The 19,184-nt window shown below is 71.2% G+C and carries 18 protein-coding genes; 10 read left to right on the top strand and 8 right to left on the bottom strand.

Features of this window, described 5'->3' with window-relative positions; all coding sequences use genetic code 11:
* Positions 1-81: 81 nt before the first annotated feature.
* The 6 genes from ACIP8W_RS05270 (at position 82) to mmsB (ending at position 7,259) form a co-directional block, all read left to right on the top strand.
* Positions 82-1,245 (top strand): mandelate racemase/muconate lactonizing enzyme family protein, encoded by a 1,164-nt coding sequence (locus ACIP8W_RS05270; RefSeq protein WP_402201994.1) that lies wholly within the window; start codon positions 82-84, stop codon positions 1,243-1,245.
* Positions 1,242-2,258, top strand: coding sequence for a zinc-binding dehydrogenase (locus tag ACIP8W_RS05265; RefSeq protein ID WP_402201992.1), 1,017 nt, complete (start codon positions 1,242-1,244; stop codon positions 2,256-2,258). The genes ACIP8W_RS05270 and ACIP8W_RS05265 overlap by 4 nt, the downstream gene beginning before the upstream one ends.
* A 64-nt stretch (positions 2,259-2,322) precedes the next feature.
* Entirely contained in the window at positions 2,323-3,291 is a 969-nt protein-coding gene (locus tag ACIP8W_RS05260) for a hypothetical protein (RefSeq protein ID WP_401953249.1), read from the top strand.
* A 17-nt stretch (positions 3,292-3,308) separates the two neighbouring features.
* Positions 3,309-4,412 (top strand): multiple monosaccharide ABC transporter substrate-binding protein, encoded by a 1,104-nt coding sequence (chvE, locus tag ACIP8W_RS05255; protein WP_401953246.1) that lies wholly within the window; start codon positions 3,309-3,311, stop codon positions 4,410-4,412.
* Positions 4,413-4,480: 68 nt separating this feature from the next.
* A complete protein-coding gene (gene mmsA, locus ACIP8W_RS05250) occupies positions 4,481-6,001 on the top strand; it encodes a multiple monosaccharide ABC transporter ATP-binding protein (RefSeq protein ID WP_401953535.1) in 1,521 nt (506 codons plus the stop codon).
* A 7-nt stretch (positions 6,002-6,008) separates the two neighbouring features.
* Positions 6,009-7,259, top strand: coding sequence for a multiple monosaccharide ABC transporter permease (gene mmsB / locus ACIP8W_RS05245; protein ID WP_401953243.1), 1,251 nt, complete (start codon positions 6,009-6,011; stop codon positions 7,257-7,259).
* A gap of 116 nt (positions 7,260-7,375) precedes the next feature.
* On the opposite strand, the gene ACIP8W_RS05240 is transcribed toward mmsB, so the two are convergent.
* From ACIP8W_RS05240 to ACIP8W_RS05230, 3 genes are read right to left on the bottom strand one after another with little or no spacing between them, the layout of a single operon-like run.
* Complete coding sequence (locus ACIP8W_RS05240) at positions 7,376-8,176, bottom strand: SAM-dependent methyltransferase (protein WP_401953240.1); 801 nt, start codon at positions 8,174-8,176, stop codon at positions 7,376-7,378.
* Positions 8,177-8,226: 50 nt separating this feature from the next.
* On the bottom strand, positions 8,227-8,463 hold the full coding sequence (locus ACIP8W_RS05235; protein ID WP_401953238.1) for a DUF397 domain-containing protein: 237 nt from the start codon (positions 8,461-8,463) through the stop codon (positions 8,227-8,229).
* On the bottom strand, positions 8,464-9,327 hold the full coding sequence (locus tag ACIP8W_RS05230) for a helix-turn-helix domain-containing protein (RefSeq protein ID WP_401953235.1): 864 nt from the start codon (positions 9,325-9,327) through the stop codon (positions 8,464-8,466).
* Between the two features lie 205 nt (positions 9,328-9,532).
* On the opposite strand from ACIP8W_RS05230, the gene ACIP8W_RS05225 reads away from it, so the two are divergent.
* Positions 9,533-10,054 carry an ATP-binding protein gene (locus ACIP8W_RS05225; protein WP_401953232.1) on the top strand — a complete coding sequence of 174 codons (522 nt, stop codon included), beginning with the start codon at positions 9,533-9,535 and terminating at the stop codon, positions 10,052-10,054.
* Positions 10,048-10,461, top strand: coding sequence for a hypothetical protein (locus tag ACIP8W_RS05220; RefSeq protein WP_401953229.1), 414 nt, complete (start codon positions 10,048-10,050; stop codon positions 10,459-10,461). Before ACIP8W_RS05225 ends, ACIP8W_RS05220 begins: the two co-directional genes overlap by 7 nt.
* Before the next feature lie 65 nt (positions 10,462-10,526).
* Here ACIP8W_RS05220 and ACIP8W_RS05215 read toward each other — a convergent pair whose 3' ends face one another.
* Positions 10,527-11,315 carry an SDR family NAD(P)-dependent oxidoreductase gene (locus tag ACIP8W_RS05215; RefSeq protein ID WP_401953226.1) on the bottom strand — a complete coding sequence of 263 codons (789 nt, stop codon included), beginning with the start codon at positions 11,313-11,315 and terminating at the stop codon, positions 10,527-10,529.
* 192 nt (positions 11,316-11,507) lie between these two features.
* Here ACIP8W_RS05215 and ACIP8W_RS05210 point away from each other — a divergent pair, with 192 nt between their 5' ends.
* Positions 11,508-12,752 carry an ROK family protein gene (locus ACIP8W_RS05210; RefSeq protein ID WP_402201988.1) on the top strand — a complete coding sequence of 415 codons (1,245 nt, stop codon included), beginning with the start codon at positions 11,508-11,510 and terminating at the stop codon, positions 12,750-12,752.
* Positions 12,753-12,905: 153 nt separating this feature from the next.
* Here the strand turns inward: ACIP8W_RS05210 and xylA are convergent, their stop codons facing one another.
* A complete protein-coding gene (gene xylA / locus ACIP8W_RS05205) occupies positions 12,906-14,075 on the bottom strand; it encodes a xylose isomerase (protein WP_401953220.1) in 1,170 nt (389 codons plus the stop codon).
* Between the two features lie 217 nt (positions 14,076-14,292).
* Between xylA and xylB the strand changes: the two genes are divergently transcribed.
* Positions 14,293-15,783, top strand: a complete 1,491-nt coding sequence (xylB, locus tag ACIP8W_RS05200) for a xylulokinase (protein ID WP_402201987.1) — start codon at positions 14,293-14,295, stop codon at positions 15,781-15,783.
* A gap of 34 nt (positions 15,784-15,817) precedes the next feature.
* On the opposite strand, the gene ACIP8W_RS05195 is transcribed toward xylB, so the two are convergent.
* The 3 genes from ACIP8W_RS05195 to tdh form a co-directional block, all read right to left on the bottom strand.
* Positions 15,818-16,732 (bottom strand): LysR family transcriptional regulator, encoded by a 915-nt coding sequence (locus tag ACIP8W_RS05195; RefSeq protein WP_401953215.1) that lies wholly within the window; start codon positions 16,730-16,732, stop codon positions 15,818-15,820.
* 70 nt (positions 16,733-16,802) lie between these two features.
* On the bottom strand, positions 16,803-18,002 hold the full coding sequence (locus tag ACIP8W_RS05190) for a glycine C-acetyltransferase (protein WP_402201985.1): 1,200 nt from the start codon (positions 18,000-18,002) through the stop codon (positions 16,803-16,805).
* 24 nt (positions 18,003-18,026) lie between these two features.
* Entirely contained in the window at positions 18,027-19,055 is a 1,029-nt protein-coding gene (gene tdh, locus ACIP8W_RS05185) for an L-threonine 3-dehydrogenase (protein ID WP_401953209.1), read from the bottom strand.
* Positions 19,056-19,184: the final 129 nt, after the last annotated feature.

Raw genomic sequence — 19,184 nt, 5'->3', positions numbered from 1 at the left:
CCCCTCGGAGTGCCTGAATAACGTCACGCCACGATTTCGAACGTGTGCCGAAATACCGAACACACCCCTGAGGAAGCTGCCTTGCGCATTACGGGAATCACCACACACGTCGTCGGTACGCCCTGGCGTAACCTCACCTACGTCCTGGTCCACACCGATGAGGGCCTCACCGGAGTGGGCGAGACACGGATGCTCGGGAGGACCGACGCGCTGATCGGCTATCTGCGCGAAGCGGAGGCCAACCACATCCAGGGCTCGGACCCGTTCGCCATCGAGGACCTGGTCCGGCGGATGAAGTACGGCGACTACGGCCGCGCCGGCGAGATCGTCATGTCGGGCATCGCGGTCATCGAGATGGCCTGCTGGGACATCAAGGGCAAGGCCCTGGGCGTGCCGGTGTGGCAGCTGCTCGGCGGTAAGGTGACCGACCGGGTCAAGGCGTACGCCAACGGCTGGTACACCACCGAGCGCACCCCCGAGGCGTACCACAAGGCGGCCGAGGCCGTGATGGCGCGCGGCTACCGGGCCCTGAAGATCGACCCGTTCGGGACCGGCCACTTCGAGCTGGACCGGCAGGCGAGCAACGACGCGGTGGCGCTGATCGAGGCGGTGCGCGACGCGATCGGCCCCGACTCCGAGCTGATGCTGGAGATGCACGGCCGGTTCAGCCCGTCGACGGCGATCCGGCTGGCCCGCGAGATGGCCCCGTACGCCCCGGCCTGGCTGGAGGAGCCGGTGCCGCCGGAGAACCTCAAGGCGCTCGCCAAGGTCGCCGAGAAGGTCGACCTGCCGGTGGCGACCGGGGAACGGATCCATGACCGGATCGAGTTCCGCGAGCTGTTCGAGTCGCAGGCCGCCGACATCATCCAGCCGGATGTCGGCCACATCGGCGGCATCCTGGAGACCCGGAAGCTGGCCGCGACCGCCGAGACCCACTACACCCTGGTCGCCCCGCACAACGTGGGCGGTTCGGTACTGACCGCCGCCAGTCTCCAAGTGGCCTTCTGTACGCCGAACTTCAAGATCCTTGAGCACTTCAACGACTTCGCGGACGCGGAGATCAAGAAGGTCGTCACCGGCGCCCCCCAGGTCGACCCGGAGACGGGCTGCTTCGAGATCTCGTACGCGCCGGGTCTGGGCGTCGAGTTCAATGCCGAGGCCGCGGCCGAGTTCCCGCAGCAGAAGGCCCGGTTCGACCTGTGGGCCGAGGGCTGGGAGAAGCGCGCCCCGAAGGCAGGCCGGTGAGCGGCAGCCGCTCCGTCGTCGTCGACTCCCCCGGTACGCACCGGCTGGTGACCGGCGAGGTGCCCGTACCCGGGCCCGGCGAGGTACGGGTACGGGTCGCCGCCGCCGGGATCTGCATGAGCGACCGCGAGGTGTACGACGGCCACCGCGACCCGGCCTATGTGCGCTACCCGGTGACACCGGGGCACGAGTGGGCGGGGACCGTGGAGGCGGTGGGCGCGGGCGTCGGCGAGGAGCTGATCGGCCGCCGGACCGTCGCCGAGGGGTTCCGCGCCTGCGGCACCTGCGCCCGCTGCCGGGCCGGTGACACCTCGCTGTGCGGCGGTGGGTACGAGGAGACGGGTTTCACCGTCCCCGGCGCCTTCGCCGACCATGTCGTGGCCCCCGTAAGGCTGTTGCACCTTCTGGCGGACGACGCCGATCTGCGGGCGGCGGCCCTGCTGGAGCCCGCCGCCGTGGTGGCCGGCGCCGTGCGGGCCTGCCGTCCCGAGCCGGGCGACCGGGTCGCGGTGGTGGGCGGCGGTACGCTCGGGCTGCTCGCCGTGCAGCTGCTCGCCGCCACCTCCCCCGCCGAGCTGGCGGTGATCGACCCGAGGGCCGAACGGACCGTGCTCGCGCGGGAGTTCGGGGCCACCGGGGCGGCCACCCCCGAGGAGGCCAAGGAGCTGCACGGGCGGTTCGACCTCGTCGTGGAGACGGCCGGGGCGCCGTCCACCGCCGCCGCCGCGTGCCGACTGGCGCGGCGCGGCGGCCAGGTGATGCTGACCGGAATGTTCGCGCCGGGCGCCACCGGTCTCGACCCGGCGCTGCTGACCCTGAACCAGCTGACGGTGCGCAGCGTGTTCGGGGCGCCGTCCGCCGCCTGGGCCTTCGCCGTGCGGGCCTTCACCTCGGGGGTGCTCGCCCCGGGCCGCCTGATCACCCACGAATTCCCGCTGGAGCGGTTCGGGGAGGCCGTGGCCCTGGTGGGCGGGGGCGACCCCAGGACCGGGAAGGTGCTGCTGCGCCCCTGACCGCGCCCCCGCCGCCGTATCCCCGTACCACCGTCCATCCCGTACCGAACCGAAGGACACGTTCGTGACCGACGCATCAGCCCCCGCCCCCCGCCGCCCCGGCGAGCAGGCGCTCGCCACGCTCGGCCTCGCCGCACCCGCGCTCGACCCGGCCGACGCCTCCCCGCACACGTTCCCCGACGGTGGCACGTGGCGTACCGAAGTCCCCTCCGTGGAGGGCCCCGAGTGCCTCGCCGAGGTCCTCAAGGAATCCGCCAGGCTCGATGTGCCGGTCCACCGCATCAGCCAGGGCAGTGGCGTCTGGATGCTCTCCGACGCCGACATCACCGAGATGGTCGACGGCTGCGCCTCCCGCGACATCGAGCTGTGCCTGTTCACCGGGCCGCGCGGCACCTGGGACCACGGCGCCTCCGTGCGGACCGACTCCGGCGGCGCGGGGCTGCGCGCCCGTGGCCACGACGCGCTGGCCGGCTGTGTCGAGGACGCGGTGCGCGCCACCGAGCTCGGGGTGAAGTGCCTGCTCGTCGCCGACGAGGGCGTACTGTGGACGCTGCACCAACTGCGTGAGCAGGGTGTGCTTCCGGCCGACACGACCTTCAAGCTCTCGGCGCTGATCGGCCCGGTCAACCCGGCGTCGTACGCGGTGTACGAGCGCCTCGGGGCCGACTCGATCAACATCCCCTCGGACCTCACCCTCACCCACTTCACCGAGATCCGCCGGGCCAGCAGCGCCCCCATGGACCTCTACATCGAGGCCCCCGACGACCTCGGCGGCTATGTCCGCATGTACGAGGCGGCCGAGCTGATCCGGCGTGGCGCGCCGCTCTACCTCAAGTTCGGCCTGTCGAAGTCCCCCGGCATCTACCCGTACGGTGCCCAGCTCCGCGAGACCGCCCTCAGCAGCGCCCGCGAACGGGTCCGCCGCGGGCGGCTGGTCCTCGATCTGCTCCAGCGCCACGGCGCCGACGGCGGGATGTCGCCGCTCGGTTCCCGGCTGCCGGGCACGCTCAGCCGCTTCCCCGTGACCCACTGACAAGGATTGATGACCCCATGCGTACACGCCGAGCCGCACTCGCCGTCACCGCCGTATCACTGGTTCTCTCCCTCGCCGCCTGCGGGCAGAACAGCGAGGGCGGCAGCAAGAGCAACGCCAAGGAGAGCGGGACCTCCACCGTCGGCATCGCGATGCCGACCAAGTCGTCCGAGCGCTGGATCGCCGACGGGAGCAACATCGAGGCCCAGTTCAAGAAGCTCGGTTACAAGACGAACTTGCAGTACGGCGAGGACAACGTCGCCCAGCAGGTCTCCCAGATCGAGAACATGATCACCACGGGTGTGAACGTGCTGGTGGTCGCGGCCATCGACGGCCGGGCCCTCAGCGATGTGCTCCAGCAGGCCGCCGACAAGAACATCAAGGTCATCTCCTACGACCGGCTGATCCTGGGCACCAAGAACGTCGACTACTACGCGTCGTTCGACAACGAGAAGGTCGGCGTCCTCCAGGCCACGTACATCATCGACAAGCTCGGGCTGAAGGAGGGCAAGAAGGGCCCCTTCAACGTCGAGCTGTTCGCCGGCTCCCCGGACGACAACAACACCCGCTACTTCTTCGACGGCGCCTGGAAGACCCTCAAGCCGTACATCGACAAGGGCCAGATCAAGGTCAGGAGCGGTCAGACCAAGCTGGACCAGGTCACCACCCTGCGCTGGGACGGCGGCACCGCGCAGAAGCGCATGGACGACCTGCTGACCCGGGCGTACGGCAAGGAGAAGGTCGACGCGGTCCTCTCGCCGTACGACGGGATCTCCATCGGCATCCTGTCCTCCCTCAAGTCCGACGGGTACGGGACGGCCGCGCAGCCGTACCCGATCGTCACCGGGCAGGACGCCGAGGTCGCCTCGGTGAAGTCGATCATCGCGGGCCAGCAGACGATGACCGTCTACAAGGACACCCGGGCGCTCGCCGAGCAGGCCGTGCAGATGGCGGACGCGCTGCTGAACGACCGCAAGCCCGAGATCAACGACGACAAGACCTACAACAACGAGGTCAAGGTCGTTCCGGCGTACCTGCTCAACCCCGTCAGCGTCGACAAGTCCAACTACCAGGCGGAGCTGGTCGACTCGGGTTACATCAAGGCGAGTGACCTGAAGTGACCGACCCGTCCGTTCCCGCCGCGCCGGAGCCGGCCATCCCGGCCGCTCCGGTCGCGCCGGTCCTCGAGATGCGCTCCATCGTCAAGACCTTCCCCGGGGTCAAGGCTCTCTCCGACGTCACCCTCACGGTCGCCCCCGGCGAGGTGCACGCCGTGTGCGGGGAGAACGGTGCGGGCAAGTCCACCCTGATGAAGGTGCTCAGCGGCGTTTATCCGCACGGGAGTTACGAGGGGGAGATCCTCTTCGAGGGCACCTCGTGCGCCTTCAAGGACATCAGGGCCAGCGAGGCCCAGGGCATTGTGATCATCCATCAGGAACTCGCCCTGGTACCGTACTTGTCGATCGCCGAGAACATCTTCCTGGGCAACGAGCACTCCAGCCGGGGCTTCATCAGCTGGAACGAGACACTCCGGCACGCCGCCTCGCTGCTCAAGCGGGTCGGCCTGGACGAGCATCCGCAGACCCGGGTCGCCGATATCGGCGTCGGCAAGCAGCAGTTGGTGGAGATCGCCAAGGCGCTCTCCAAGAAGGTGAAGCTGCTCATCCTGGACGAGCCGACCGCCGCCCTCAACGACGGGGACAGTGCGCAACTACTGCGCTTGATACTGGAGTTGAAGGAACAAGGCATCACCTCGATCATCATCTCGCACAAGCTGAACGAGATATCCGAGGTGGCCGACTCGGTCACCATCCTGCGGGACGGCCGGACCATCGAGACCCTCGACGTGAAGGCCGAGAGCACCACCGAGGACCGGATCATCCGGGGCATGGTCGGCCGCGACCTCGACCACCGCTTCCCCGAACGCAGCGTGTACGAGGGCGATCCCGGGGAGCGGCCCGCGCTGGAGATCCGCGACTGGACCGTGCACCACCCCATCGACCAGCAGCGCAAGGTCGTGGACGGGGTGTCGGTCGAGGTCCGCAGGGGCGAGATCGTCGGGATCGCGGGTCTGATGGGCGCCGGCCGCACCGAGCTGGCGATGAGCGTCTTCGGGCGCAGCTACGGCCGCAACATCAGCGGGACGGTCCTCAAGGACGGCGAGGAGATCCGGACGAGGTCGGTTCCGGAGGCGGTCGGGCACGGCATCGCGTATGTCACCGAGGACCGCAAGCACCTGGGGCTCAACCTCATCGACACCATCAGCCGGAACATCTCCCTGGGCGCCCTGTCCAAGGTGGCGAAGCGCGGGATCGTCGACGAGCACGAGGAGAGCCGGGTCGCCGAGTCGTACCGCACGAGCATGAACATCAAGACGCCGACCGTCTTCGAGCAGGTCGGCCGGTTGTCGGGCGGCAATCAGCAGAAGGTCGTCCTCAGCAAATGGATCTTCGCGGGTCCTGATGTGCTGATCCTCGACGAGCCCACCCGGGGCATCGACGTCGGCGCGAAGTACGAGATCTACACCGTCATCGACCAGCTCGCCGCGGAGGGCAAGGCCGTCATCTTCATCTCCTCCGAACTCCCCGAGCTGCTCGGCATGTGCGACCGCATCTACACGATGGCGGCCGGCCGGCTCACCGGTGAGATCCCGCGCGCGGAAGCGACCCAGGAAGTCCTGATGCGCCACATGACCAAGAACACGAGGTAGTCGAATCATGGGTCCGGTCACCACCGCCACGTCCGAGGGCGGCACACCGAAGGACGCTCCGCCGAAGCCGCCGTCGCAGCGCTCGGCCACCGGAGCACTGCTGCTGGAGGCGGCGCGCCGCAATATGCGGCAGTACGGCATGCTCGTCGCGCTCGGCCTGATCGTCGTCCTGTTCCAGATATGGACCGACGGCGTGCTCCTCATGCCGAACAACGTCACCAACCTGGTGCTCCAGAACAGCTACATCCTGGTCCTCGCCATCGGCATGATGATCGTCATCATCGCGGGCCATATCGATCTCTCGGTCGGCTCGCTGGCCGCGTTCGTCTCCGCCGCCTCCGCGGTGATGATGGTCGAGCACGACATGCCCTGGGTGCTGGCGCTGGTCATCGGGCTGGCCATCGGGGCGATCGCCGGGGCCTGGCAGGGCTTCTGGATCGCGTACGTCGGTATCCCGTCGTTCATCGTCACCCTCGCCGGGATGCTGATCTTCCGCGGCGGTACCCAGATCTTCCTGGGGTCGCGTTCGCTCGGCCCGTTCCCCGAGGGATTCCAGAAGATCGCCACCGGCTATCTCCCCGAGGTCGGCCCCGACACCAACTACCACAACCTGACCGTGGTGATGGGGCTCGCGCTGCTCGCGTTCGCGATACTCCAGGAGTTCCGGGACCGGCGCCGGCAGCAGGCGTACGACCTGGACGTGCTGCCCCGCAACCTCTTCGTCCTCAAGTGTGTGGCACTGGCCGCCGCCGTGCTCGCCTTCACGATGACCCTGGCGAGCTACCGCGGTGTGCCGGTCGTGCTGCTGCTCCTGGCGGCGCTGCTGATCGGCTTCGGCTATGTCATGCGCAACGCCGTCATCGGGCGTCATGTGTACGCGCTGGGCGGCAACCAGGCCGCGGCGAAGCTGTCCGGGGTCAAGGACAAGCGCGTGACGTTCCTGGTCTTCGTCAACATGGGCGTGCTCGCCGCGCTGGCCGGTGTGGTCTACGCGGCCCGGCTCAACGCCGGTGTGCCGCAGGCCGGTATCAACTTCGAACTGGAGGCCATCGCGGCCGCGTTCATCGGCGGTGCGTCGATGAGCGGCGGTGTCGGCACGGTGTTCGGCGCGATCATCGGCGGGCTGGTGCTGGGCGTGCTCAACAACGGTATGTCGCTGGTCGGTATCGGCACCGACTACCAGCAGGTCATCAAGGGCCTGGTGCTGCTGGCGGCGGTGGGCTTCGACGTCTGGAACAAGCGCAGGGTGGGTGCCTGACGCGGCATCACCGCCGACGTGCCGACGTAGGTCACCGCGTACGGAAAAAACGGAAAAAAATGCGCGGCGCCGCAGTACACCTGAAAGTGCTGCGACGCCGCGCCCCCCGTTTTCAGTTACAGCTTGCGTGCCACCCCCGCGTACGCGGGGGTGGACCCGGCGCCGTGCACCGGTGCCTCACCCGGGTCGGGGCGCCAGTCGGCCGCCAGAGCGACCCCTGGCTCGGCGAGTTCGAGCCCCCGGAAGAACCCGGTGAACCCCTCCCGCGAGCGCGGTGCGAAGGTGAGCCCCCACCGCCCGTACACCTCCCGGGCGCGCTCCGCGCCGTTCCGGTCGAAGTCTGCGGTGGCATGGGTGAGGACCAGCCAACTACCGGACGGCAGCGGGGCGAGCAGCCGGCGCACCAGTTCGTACGGTCCGTCCTCGTCCGGTACGAAGTGGAGCAGCGCGACCAGGGAGACGACGACGGGCCGGTCGAGGTCCAGGACCTTGCCCGCGGCCTCCACGACGGCCTCGGGCTCGCGTATGTCCGCCTGGAGGTACTCCGTGACGCCCTGCGGGGTGGAGCGCAGCAGCGTCCGGGCGTGGCTCAGGGCGGCCGGGTCGTTGTCCGTGTAGACGACTCTGGCGTCGGGGGCGTGCTCCTGGACGGTGTGGTGCAGACCGGGCTCGGTGGGTATGCCCGTACCGACGTCCAGGAACTGGCGCATCCCGCCGGTGGTGGCGAGGCGGCGGACGGCGCGGTGGGTGAAGGCCCGGTTGACCCGGGCCGCGGCGGCGGCCCGGGGGTCGAGCGTGAGGAGATGTCTGGCCAGCTCCTCGTCCACCGGGAAGTTCTCCGTTCCGCCGAGCAACCAGTCGTACACCCGGGCAGGATGCGGCGAGGTCATGTCGATCGGGGCGTCGTGCCCGGTCATGCGCGCTCCATGAGTCTCAGATCGGTGGACGGGGGGAAAGGCCCGGGGGATCAGGTGAGGAGGAAGTCCGCCTGCCCCGACTTGGCGCCCTGGATGAACGCCGCGATCTCATTGGTCGTGTAGATCAGCGCCGGGCCGCCGGGATCGGCGGACTGGCGCACGGCGACCCTGCCGTCGGCCAGCTTCATGGCCTCGACGCAGTTGCCCCCGTTGCCACCACTCCACGGCTTGCGCCAGCCCTCGGTACCGAGGTCGGCGGCGGGCATGCCGTTGTATATGGGATCCATTCACAGCTCCTTGCGGACATCCTTGAGGATCTCCTTCGTGCGTTGTGCAGTCGCGGCCTGAGTCGCCATCCGGTCCATGACCGCCAGATGGGTGGCCACTTCGCGACGGGCGTCAAGATAGACCGCACCCGTGAGGTACTCGCTGTAGACCATGTCCGGCAGCTCCGGTACGGCGAACCGGAAGATCACGAACGGCCCGTAGGTGCCGGGATGGTGTCCGCTCGCGAACTCCGCGATCTGCAGGGTCACATGGGGCAGATCGGTGGCGTCGAGCAGCCGGTCGATCTGTTCCCGCATGACCTCGGGGCCGTCGCCCACCGGACGGCGGAGCACGGTCTCATCCATGATCACCCAGAATCTGGGCGCGCTGTCACGGGTCAGGAGCGACTGCCGTTCCATCCGGAGCGCCACATGACGTTCGATGTCCCCCGGCCGGGACTGTCCCACGGCCCCGGCCTTCATGACGGCCCTGGCGTACGCCTCGGTCTGGAGCAGTCCCGGGACGAAGTGCGGCTCGTACGCGCGGAGCAGGGAGGCGGAGCCCTCCAGGCTGACGTACATGGAGAACCAGTCCGGCAGGATGCCGTGGAACCGCTGCCACCAACCGGGCTTGTTCGCCTCCTCGGCCAGCGCGACGAAGGCGTCGGTCTCCCGCTCGGAAATGCCGTAGGCCTGCAGGAGCAGCTGTACGTAGGGGATCTTGAGTGCGACCTCGGCGGTCTCCATCCGGCGGATCGTCGCCGGTGCCACCCGTAGAAGCCTGGCGGCCTCCTCGCGCCTCAGACCGGCCCGCTCGCGGAGGTCCTGTAGACGTCTGCCGAGCACGACCTGCCCCACGGTCGGGGCGGACCGCGGTTCACTCACTTCGACCTCCCGCGCATGATTATCAGCAGTCTGCCATGTCTTTGGCTCGAAAGGACATGACACTCTGAATTTTTCAGAGTGCCACTTGCCAAGTGTCCTCGGCGGGTAGAAAGTAGAGCAGTGAACCAGTTCACGTGGCTGTCGCGCCCTGCCAGGGGAGAGGCCGTGCGCTCATCCGCTGCTCCCCCACCGTTAGGAATCGGTCGTGGCACCTGGTAACGCGCTCACCCCCCAGCTCACCGCCCTGTGCCCCGGGCCCGGCAATGTTGTTCGACGGTACGGCTTCCAGCTGCCCGCCCACGCGGAGTCGGTCGCCCGCGCCAGACGGCTCACCCGCGACCGTCTCGCCCGCTGGGAGCTGGACGAGGAGACCCGTGACATCACGGTCCTGATCGTGTCGGAGCTGGTCACGAACGCGATCGTGCACACGGCGGGCAACCGTGTCATCTGCGAGATACGGGCGGACCGGGGCCGGCTGCGCATAGCGGTCGAGGACCAGGGATACGGGCCGACCGGGCCGCAGTTGCACCGTACGGCCGAGAGCGCGACGGAGGGCGAGGGCGGTCGCGGACTGTTCCTCATCGATTCCCTGTGCAGCGGCTGGGGAGCCCACAGCACATCGGGGTACGGCCCCGGGCGGGTCGTCTGGGCGGAACTGCCGCACGCCGTACCCGCCCCCGCGGGCCCGCCCGTCGGCGCTCCCCGTGGCGTGGAGCCCCCGTGCTGAGGGCCACTCTGGAGTGGCTGCGGCGCAGGCCCCGCGGCGTGTCGCCCCACCGGATCCAGCTGCCCCTTCCAGGCGTCCTGCCCGCCGCGCTGGGCTGCGACGCCGTGGGGGTCCCCGCGGAGCACGGCTTCCGGCTGATGGCCCGGCTGCCGAGGGCCGGCTGTGTCTTCGCGGACAGCGAGTGGTGGTGGTGGATCGTCCCCGCGGGCTCGAACCTCGATCTGACCTGGCCGGAACCCGCCCGCTACGTCTCGGGCACCGTCGTCCCCGCGACCCATCCCCGGCTGATCCACTGGCCCGAGGCGCCCACGCCGTACACCCCGCCGATCCCCTTCTACCTGATGGTCTGCCAGCTGGCGGGAACGGCACCCGCCTGGGCGCCGGAGCTGACACCCGCGGCCGACTGACCCGGCCGCCGCCCGCCCCCGGCCCCGCCGGTGACCGGACGGGGCCGTCGGCGCGCCGGCCGGCGTCAGACCGTGGACGTCATGGGAGCCGCGGAGGCCGCGGAGGCCCGTACGCTCCAGCCGCCGTCCACGAGCAGACTGGCCCCGGTGATGTACGAGGCCTCCTCCGCCGCCAGGAAGGCGATGGCCGCCGCGACCTCCTCCGGCCGCCCCAGCCTGCCCGCCGCGGTCCCGGCGGCGGCGCGCCCGTGGTCGGCGCCCGGCTCCCGCTCCGGGGCCGGGTCGAGGACCGGTCCCGGAAGGACGGCGTTGACCCGTATCTCCGGACCGTACTCGACGGCGAGCTGCGCGCAGAGCGAGAGCAGCGCGCCCTTGGCCGCGGCGTAGGCGGGATGGCCCGGGATGCCCGTGTGCGCGTGCACGGAGGAGGTCAGTACGACCGCCCCGTGCCGCTCGCGCAGATCGGGCAGGACGGCCCGGAAGCCGAGGAACCCGCCGGTGAGGTTGACGGCGAGCTGCCGCTCCCAGGACACGAGAGTCATCTCGTGCGCGGGAACGACGTCCACGGTGCGGGCGTTGCTGACGAGGATCCCGACAGGGCCGAAGGTGTGCGCGGCCGCCACGATCCGGTCCCAGCCGTCCGGGTCGGAGACATCCGCGGCGACGAACGCGGCACGGCCGCCGTTCTCGCGGATGTGCGAGGCGGCGGTCACCCCGCGCTCCCCGTCGATGTCGGCGAGCACGACGGAGGCGCCTTCGGCGGCCAGCCGCACGGCCGTCGCGTATCCGATGCCCGAGGCGGCTCCGGTCACCACGGCGACACGGTCGGTGAAACGGGCGGTTCTTCCGTTCATGGGGCGGCTCGACTCCTTGCGATGCGCGGGGACTTCATGTCTCACGGCACCCTAGGCCCTGTTCGCGCGATCTTCGCGGGCCCCGGCGCCCGGCACCGTGCCTCGCCGCGCTGTCGGAGTCGTCCCCGTACGTCCGGACGGGGTCCGAGGGCGACCGGCCCGTGCGAAGGGCGGCGTAGGCTCGTGCGCGAGATGAACAGCAACCACACGCCCCTCGGCCCCAAGGCCGACAAGGAGACCGTCCGACGGCACAACCTCAGCCTCGTGCTGAGGGCGGTACGGGACGAGGGCGAGGCCACCAGGGCCGGAGTGGCGGCGCGGGTGGGGCTGACCAGGGCGGCGGTGTCCTCGCTGGTCGAACAGCTGCTGGAGAGCGGCTTCCTGTCCGAGTCGGGCAAGACGTTCAGCGGGCAGGCCGGGCGCCCCGGCACCGTACTGAAGGTGACGCGTTCGGGGCCCGCCGGGATCGGTGTGGAGATCAACATCGACTATGTGTCGGTGTGTGTGGTCGATCTGTCCGGCACCGACCGGGTCCGGCGGCTGGAGCACCTCGACAACCGGGGCGCCCGTCCCGAGGAGGTGCTCGCCCGGGGCGCCCGGATCGCCGCGCGCACCCTGGAGTCCGCCGCCGAGCAGGAGCTGTACCCGGTCGGGGTGCGGCTCGCCCTGCCGGGGCTGGTGTCGGGCGGTACGGTCCGTCAGGCGCCCAACCTCGGCTGGAACCGGGTGCCCGCCGAGGAGCTGTTCGCCCGCGCGCTGGACGAACTGCGGTCCGAAGGGGCCCCGTTGCCGGTGGGTTCGGAGAACGAGGCCAATCTCGCGGCGCTGGCCGAGCTGTGGTTCGGCGGGCTGGGTCCTGTCGTCACGTTCCTCTGTCTGACCGGCGAGATCGGGGTCGGCGGCGCGCTGGTCCTGAACGGTGAACTCCTGCGCGGGGCCCATGGGTTCGCCGGGGAGATCGGCCATGTCCTGGCCGACGCGAGCGGCCCGCTCTGCCGCTGCGGCTCGCGGGGCTGTCTGGAGCAGTACGCGGGCCAGTCCGCGCTGCTGCGGGCCGCCGGGATCGACGAGAACGCCGGGGTCCTGGGCGTGTCCGAGCTGGCGCGCCGGGCGCGCGGCGGCGACGCGCGGGCGGTGGCCGCCGTCGAGCTGGCCGGGACGATGCTGGGCCGGGTGCTGTCGGGAGCGGTGAACCTCTTCGACCCGGACGCGGTCGTGCTGGGCGGGATCTACCGGGAGCTGATGCCCTGGCTCTCCCCCGCCGCCGACCGGGAGCTGACGGCCCGTGTCGTGTCGGGGCTGTGGCCGCCCGGCAGCGGCCGGCTCCGGGCGTCCTCCTCGGCGGGCGACGCGGCACGCGGCGCGGCGGCCCTGGTGGTACGCGAGGTGCTGGCCGACCCGGTGGCGTACGTACGACAGGAGCCGGGCGCCGGCTGACATACGGCACGGGCCGGCCCCGGCCCACGTACGGGCGCGGGACGGGCCGTCAGTTCCCGGTCGGCGCGGGACGGGCAGGCGCTACGGACGTACGGCGCGGGACGGGCTCGTGGTCCGTCCCGCGCCGGGTGCCCACTCCGTGGTGGCCGCGGCTCAGCCCACGCCGAGCAGGTGGTCCATCGCGAGCTGGTCCAGGTGCTCGAACGCCATGCCGCGGGCGCCCGCCGCGTCCGCGTCGAACTCCTCGTACGCGCTGCGGTCGGCCAGCAGGCCGGCCACCCCGTCGGCCGCGGTGGGCTCGGCGAGCTGGTCCAGGCGCGAGGCGCGCAGCGCCTCCTGGACCTGCGGGTCCGCGCGGAAGGCGGCGGCGCGCTCCTTGAGGATCAGGTAGTTGCGCATGCAGCCGGCGGCCGAGGCCCACACCCCGTCGTAGTCCTCGGTGCGCGGCGGCTTGAAGTCGAAGTGGCGGGAGCCCTCCCAGCCCGCGGTCTCCAGCAGGTCGACGAGCCAGAAGGCGGACCGCAGATCACCGGCGCCGAAGCGCAGGTCCTGGTCGTACTTGATGCCGTTCTGACCGTTGAGGTCGATGTGGTAGAGCTTGTCCGCCCACAGGGCCTGGGCGACGGAGTGCGGGAAGTTCAGCCCGGCCATCTGCTCGTGGCCGGTCTCCGGATTGACGCCGAACAGCTCGGGGCGCTCCAGCCGTTCGATGAACGCCAGGGCGTGGCCGACGGTGGGCAGCAGGATGTCGCCGCGCGGCTCGTTCGGCTTGGGCTCGATGGCGAACCTGAGGTCGTACCCCTGCTCCGTGACGTACGCGCCGAACAGGTCGAAGGCCTCCTTCATCCGGTCGAGGGCGAGCCGCACGTCCTTGGCGCCACCGGACTCCGCTCCCTCACGGCCGCCCCAGGCGACAAAGGTCTTCGCACCCAGCTCGGCCGCGAGGTCGATGTTGCGCAGGGCCTTGCGCAGCGCGAAGCGGCGGACGTCGCGGTCGTTGGCGGTGAAGGCGCCGTCCTTGAAGACCGGGTGGGTGAAGAGGTTGGTGGTCACCATGGAGGTGACCATTCCGGTGGCGTCCAGGGCCTGCCGGAAGCGCTTGATGTGCGACTCGCGCTCCGTGTCGGACGCGCCGAACGGGAAGAGGTCGTCGTCGTGGAAGGTCACGCCGTACGCGCCGAGATCGGCCAGGCGCTGTACGGACTCGACGGGGTCCAGGGCCGGGCGCGTGGCGTCCCCGAACGGGTCCCTGCCCTGCCAGCCCACCGTCCAGAGGCCGAAGCTGAACTTGTCCGCCGGGGTGGGGGTGAAGCGTTCCGTCATCCTCTGGCCGCCTTCGGTGCCTCAGGTCCGGCAGACGCCGACCCTATTTGTTTCCTGACATGACTAATAATGCATGTCCGTACGTTCCCGCAAAAGCCCCACACGCCGATCCGGAACAGTGACCACCGGAAGATCAATGGAAGATCGGCTCGGCGGTTCCCGCGCGCGCCACCATCGCGTAATTTGTTTCCCCACGTCCAAAACTGGAGGTACGACCGTGTCCCAGAGCCCGGTCCCACAGCACCCGGTCGTCATCGGCGTGGACAGCTCCACCCAGTCCACCAAAGCGGCCTTCACCGACGCGGTCACCGGCAGGCTGCTCGCCGTGGGCCGCTCCCCGCACCGGGTGACCGGGGAGGGCGGCGCGCGCGAGAGCGACCCCGAGGTGTGGTGGGACGCCCTGCGCGAGGCCGTCGCCGCCGGGCTCGAGGAGTCCGGGGTGGCCCCCTCGTCCGTCATCGGTATCGCGGTCGCCGGACAGCAGCACGGGCTGGTGGTCCTCGACGCCACGGGCAGGCCGCTGCGCCCGGCGCTGCTGTGGAACGACACACGCTCCGCCCCGCAGGCCGTCGCGCTCACCGAGGCGCTCGGCGGCCCGGCCGCCTGGACCGCGCGGACCGGCTCGGTGCCGGTGGCCTCGATGACGGCCACCAAATGGCAGTGGCTGCGGGAGAACGACCCGGCCGTCGCCGAGGCCGCGGCGGCCGTCAGGCTCCCCCACGACTTCCTCACCGAGCGGCTCTCGGGCACGGCGGCCACCGACCCCGGCGACGCCTCGGGCACCTGCTGGTACTCCACCGCCACCGGCGCGTACGACCCCGAGCTGCTCGCGCTCCTGGGCCTCGACCCGGCCCTGCTGCCCGCCGTCGCCGCCACCGGGGCCACCCGGGTCGGCTCGCTCACCGCCGGATCCGCGGCGGAACTCGGCCTGCCCGCGGGCATCGCCGTCGCCGCGGGCACCGGTGACAACATGAGCGCCGCCGTCGGCCTCGGCCTCGGCGGGGCCGGGCTGCTGGACCACCCGGTGCTCAGCCTCGGCACCTCCGGTACGGTCTTCACCGCCACCCGCACCCGGCCCGACTCCCCCGCGCTCGCCGGGTTCGCCGCCGCCGACGGTACGTATCTGCCGCTGGCCTGCACCCTGAACTGCACGCTCGCCGTCGACAAGGTGGCCGCGCTGCTGCGGCTGGACCGCGAGGACGCGGTGCCGGGCGGCGAGGCCGTACTCCTGCCGTATCTGGACGGCGAACGCACCCCCGATCTGCCCACCGCGTCCGGGCTGCTGACCGGGCTGCGCCACGACACCTCCCCGCAGCAGCTGCTGGGCGCCGCCTACGAGGGCGCGGCCGTCACCGTACTGCGCGCCCTGGACGAGGTCCTGCGCGCCGGCGGTCTCGACCCGGCGAACCCCGAGGTCGCGGACCGGCCGCTGCGGCTGATCGGCGGCGGCGCCCGGGGCCGGATGTGGACCGATACGGTACGCAGGCTCTCCGGCCGCCGGGTGATCGTCCCCGCCGCCGGCGAGCTGGTCGCCCTCGGCGCCGCCGCGCTGGCCGCGGGCGCGGCGACGGGCGAGGACCCGGTGGCCGTCGCTGCCTCCTGGGGGACGGGGGCGGGGCCCGAACTCCCGCCGGTCGAACGGGATCTGGAGACCTGGGAGCGGGTGGGCTCGGTCCTGGACCGGGCCGCGCCGAGCCTGCTGGGCTGAGCCGAGACGAGCCGGGGAGTCCCCCTCAGCCCCCTCAGCCCGTCGTCACGCTCGCCGCCGCCAGCGCCAGCGCGTCCAGGACCGGACGGATCAGCGGATGCGCCTCGGCACCCCGGCGCACCGCGGCGAAGACCCGGCGGGTGGCGGCCGGGCCCGCCACCGGGCGTACGACCGTACCCTTCGGCTCCATGCCGCGCAGGGCCGAGCGCGGCACCAGCGCGACCCCCGCTCCCGCGCCCGCGAGGGCGACGACCGCGCGGAAGTCGTCGGAGGAGTGGGCCAGCCGGGGCTGGAAACCGGCCAGTTCGCAGGCGAGCTGGAGGACGTCGTGGCAGGGGTTGCCGGGGTAGGGGCCGATCCAGTCGCAGCCCGCCAGCTCGGCGAGGGCGACCTCGGACGCGAGGGCGAGCGGATGCGCGGCGGGCAGGACCGCGTCGAACGGCTCCGCGTACAGCGGCACCCGGGACAGCCGCAGATCGTCCTCGCGCGGGGCGCCCCGGTACTCGACGGCGACCGCGAGGTCCGCCTGTCCGTCGAGCAGCATGGGCAGGCTGGCGTCGCCCTCGGCGTCCCGCACCCGCACCCGGATACCGGGGTGCGGTCCCGCGAGCTGCCGCAGCGCCGGGGCCAGCACCTCCGCGATGCCCGTCGCGAACGCGGCGACCGTGATCTCTCCCGCCACGCCGCCCGCGTACGCCGCGAGCTCGGCCTCCGCGCGCTCCAGCTGGGCGAGTACGGCGTGGGTGTGGACCAGCAGGATCTCCCCGGCGGCGGTCAGCCGGACGCCCCGGCCGCTGCGGGTCAGCAGGGTGTGGCGGGTCTCCTGCTCCAGCGCCGCGAGCTGCTGGGAGACGGCCGACGGGGTGAGGTACAGCGCGGCCGCCGCGGCGGTCACCGTACGGTGGTCCGCCACGGCCCGCAGGACACGCAGCCGCCGTGGGTCGATCATTCCGGCCATACTGCCAGGCGGGGGTGGCCGAACAGTTGTCGGACCGGACCGGCCCCCGCCCGCCCCGCGGTCAGCCGCGCCGCATCGCCTCCCGCGCGTCGACGAACGCCGCGACCGCCCGCTTCACATCCTCCGCCGAGTGCGCGGCGGACAGCTGCACACGGATCCGCGCCCGGTCCATCGGTACGACGGGGTACGAGAAGCCGATCACGTACACCCCGCGCTCCAGCAGCAGTTCCGCCATCCGGCCCGCCTCGGCGGCGTCGCCGATCATCACCGGGGCGATGGGGTGGTCGCCGGGCAGGATCTCGAACCCGGCCGCCGTCATCTCCGTACGGAACAGGGCGGTGTTGACGTTCAGCCGGTCGCGCAGGCCGCCCGCCCGCTCCAGCAGGTCGAGGACCTTGACGGAGGCGGCGGCGATGACCGGGGCCAGGGAGTTGGAGAAGAGATACGGCCGGGACCGCTGGCGCAGCAGTGCGGCGATCTCGGCGCGGGCCGCGACATAGCCGCCCGACGCGCCGCCGAGCGCCTTGCCCAGGGTGCCCGTGACGATGTCGACCCGGTCCATGACGCCGTGCAGCTCGGGGGTGCCGCGCCCGCCGGGGCCGACGAAGCCCACCGCGTGCGAGTCGTCGACCATGACCAGCGCGTCGTACCGGTCGGCGAGGTCGCAGATCACGTCGAGCGGCGCGACGTAGCCGTCCATGGAGAACACGCCGTCCGTGACGATCAGCCGACGCCCGGCGTCCCCCGACTCCTGGAGCCTGGCCTCCAGTTCGGCGAGGTCACGGTTGGCGTACCGCAGCCGGCGGGCCTTGGAGAGCCGGATGCCGTCGATGATGCTGGCGTGGTTGAGGGCGTCGGAGATGACGACGTCCTCCGGGCCGAGCAGGGTCTCGAACACCCCGCCGTTGGCGTCGAAGCACGAGGAGTAGAGGACGGTGTCCTCCTGGCCGAGGAACGCGGACAGCCGCCGCTCCAGTTCCTTGTGGATCTCCTGGGTGCCGCAGATGAACCGTACGGAGGCCATGCCGTAGCCCCAGCGGTCCAGCGCGTCCTTGGCTGCGGCGACGACCTCGGGGTGGTCGGCGAGGCCGAGGTAGTTGTTGGCGCAGAAGTTGAGTACGTCGCCACCGGGGCCACTGCCGGTGGCGACGGCGACGGAGGCGCTCTGCGGGGTGGAGATCACGCGCTCGGGCTTGTGCAGACCGGCGTCGCGGATCTCGTCGAGGGTGGCGGCCAGTTCGTCCCGGACGGACGCGTACATGACGGGGCTCCTTGGGGTGGTGGGTCAGACGGTCCAGTCGAGGATGATCTTGCCGCTACGGGCGGTGGCCGCCTCGTCGAAGGCCGCCTCGAAATCCTCGTACCCGTAACTTCCGGTGATGACCGGCGAGAGATCGAGGCCGCCCTCCAGCAGCACGGTCATCGCGTACCAGGTCTCGTACATCTCGCGGCCGTAGATGCCCTTGACGGTGATCATGGAGGTGACGATCTTCGACCAGTCGACGGCGAACTCCTCGGCGGGCAGGCCGAGCATGGCGATCCGGCCGCCGTGCGTCATATTGGCGACCATGTCGCGCATGGCCTCGGGGCGGCCCGACATCTCCAGTCCGATGTCGAAGCCCTCCTTGAGCCCGAGCAGCCGCTGCGCCTCGGAGATCCCGCGGGCGGAGACGTCGAGGGCGAGGGTGGCTCCGGCCCGGCGGGCGAGTTCGAGGCGGTGCGGGCTGATGTCGGTGATCACGACATTGCGCGCGCCCGCGTGCCGGGCGACGGCCGCGGCCATGATGCCGATGGGGCCCGCTCCGGTGATCAGCACGTCCTCGCCGACCAGGGGGAAGGAGAGGGCGGTGTGCACGGCGTTGCCGAAGGGGTCGAAGATCGCGGCGATATCGAGATCGACCTCGGCCCGGTGCACCCAGACGTTCGAGGCGGGCAGCGCCACATACTCCGCGAACGCGCCGTCCCTGCCGACACCGAGGCCGACGGTGCTGTGACAGAGATGGCGGCGGCCCGCCAGACAGTTGCGGCACCGGCCGCAGACGAGATGCCCCTCGCCGCTGACCAGATCGCCCACCGCGATGTCCTGTACGCCGTCGCCGACCGCGGCGACCTCGCCGACGAACTCGTGGCCGAGCACCCGGGGTGTGGTGACGGCCTGCCGGGCCCAGCCGTCCCAGTCGCGGATATGCAGGTCGGTACCGCAGATGCCGGTACGGAGCACCTCGATCAGCACCTCACCGGCCCCGATCTCCGGCTCCGGCACATCCATGAGCCACAGCCCCGGTTCGGCCTTCTGTTTGACAAGTGCCTTCATCGGCGCGGCTCCCGGGGACGTACTGGTGCCGGCGGCGGCCGGACCGATGCCGGTGACCACCGCCCGTGGTCGGACACCAATCTGCCGAGTTCCGCCCCTTCCGGTCCATCGAGGATTTCTTAAGCGGGC

This window comes from Streptomyces sp. NPDC088554 (assembly GCF_044752945.1).
Classification (GTDB): Bacteria; Actinomycetota; Actinomycetes; order Streptomycetales; family Streptomycetaceae; genus Streptomyces.
Note: the sequence above shows the minus strand (reverse complement) of the source record. Positions and strands in the feature narration are given on the sequence as shown.

Excerpts from the sequence above, each read along its gene's own strand:
- chvE (WP_401953246.1), top strand. The coding sequence starts at position 3,309 with ATGCGTACACGCCGAGCCGCACTCGCCGTCACCGCCGTATCACTGGTT.
- mmsA (WP_401953535.1), top strand. The coding sequence starts at position 4,481 with ATGCGCTCCATCGTCAAGACCTTCCCCGGGGTCAAGGCTCTCTCCGAC.
- mmsB (WP_401953243.1), top strand. The coding sequence starts at position 6,009 with ATGGGTCCGGTCACCACCGCCACGTCCGAGGGCGGCACACCGAAGGAC.
- ACIP8W_RS05240 (WP_401953240.1), bottom strand. The coding sequence starts at position 8,176 with ATGACCGGGCACGACGCCCCGATCGACATGACCTCGCCGCATCCTGCC.
- ACIP8W_RS05235 (WP_401953238.1), bottom strand. The coding sequence starts at position 8,463 with ATGGATCCCATATACAACGGCATGCCCGCCGCCGACCTCGGTACCGAG.
- ACIP8W_RS05215 (WP_401953226.1), bottom strand. The coding sequence starts at position 11,315 with ATGAACGGAAGAACCGCCCGTTTCACCGACCGTGTCGCCGTGGTGACC.
- ACIP8W_RS05210 (WP_402201988.1), top strand. The coding sequence starts at position 11,508 with ATGAACAGCAACCACACGCCCCTCGGCCCCAAGGCCGACAAGGAGACC.
- xylA (WP_401953220.1), bottom strand. The coding sequence starts at position 14,075 with ATGACGGAACGCTTCACCCCCACCCCGGCGGACAAGTTCAGCTTCGGC.
- ACIP8W_RS05195 (WP_401953215.1), bottom strand. The coding sequence starts at position 16,732 with ATGATCGACCCACGGCGGCTGCGTGTCCTGCGGGCCGTGGCGGACCAC.
- ACIP8W_RS05190 (WP_402201985.1), bottom strand. The coding sequence starts at position 18,002 with ATGTACGCGTCCGTCCGGGACGAACTGGCCGCCACCCTCGACGAGATC.
- tdh (WP_401953209.1), bottom strand. The coding sequence starts at position 19,055 with ATGAAGGCACTTGTCAAACAGAAGGCCGAACCGGGGCTGTGGCTCATG.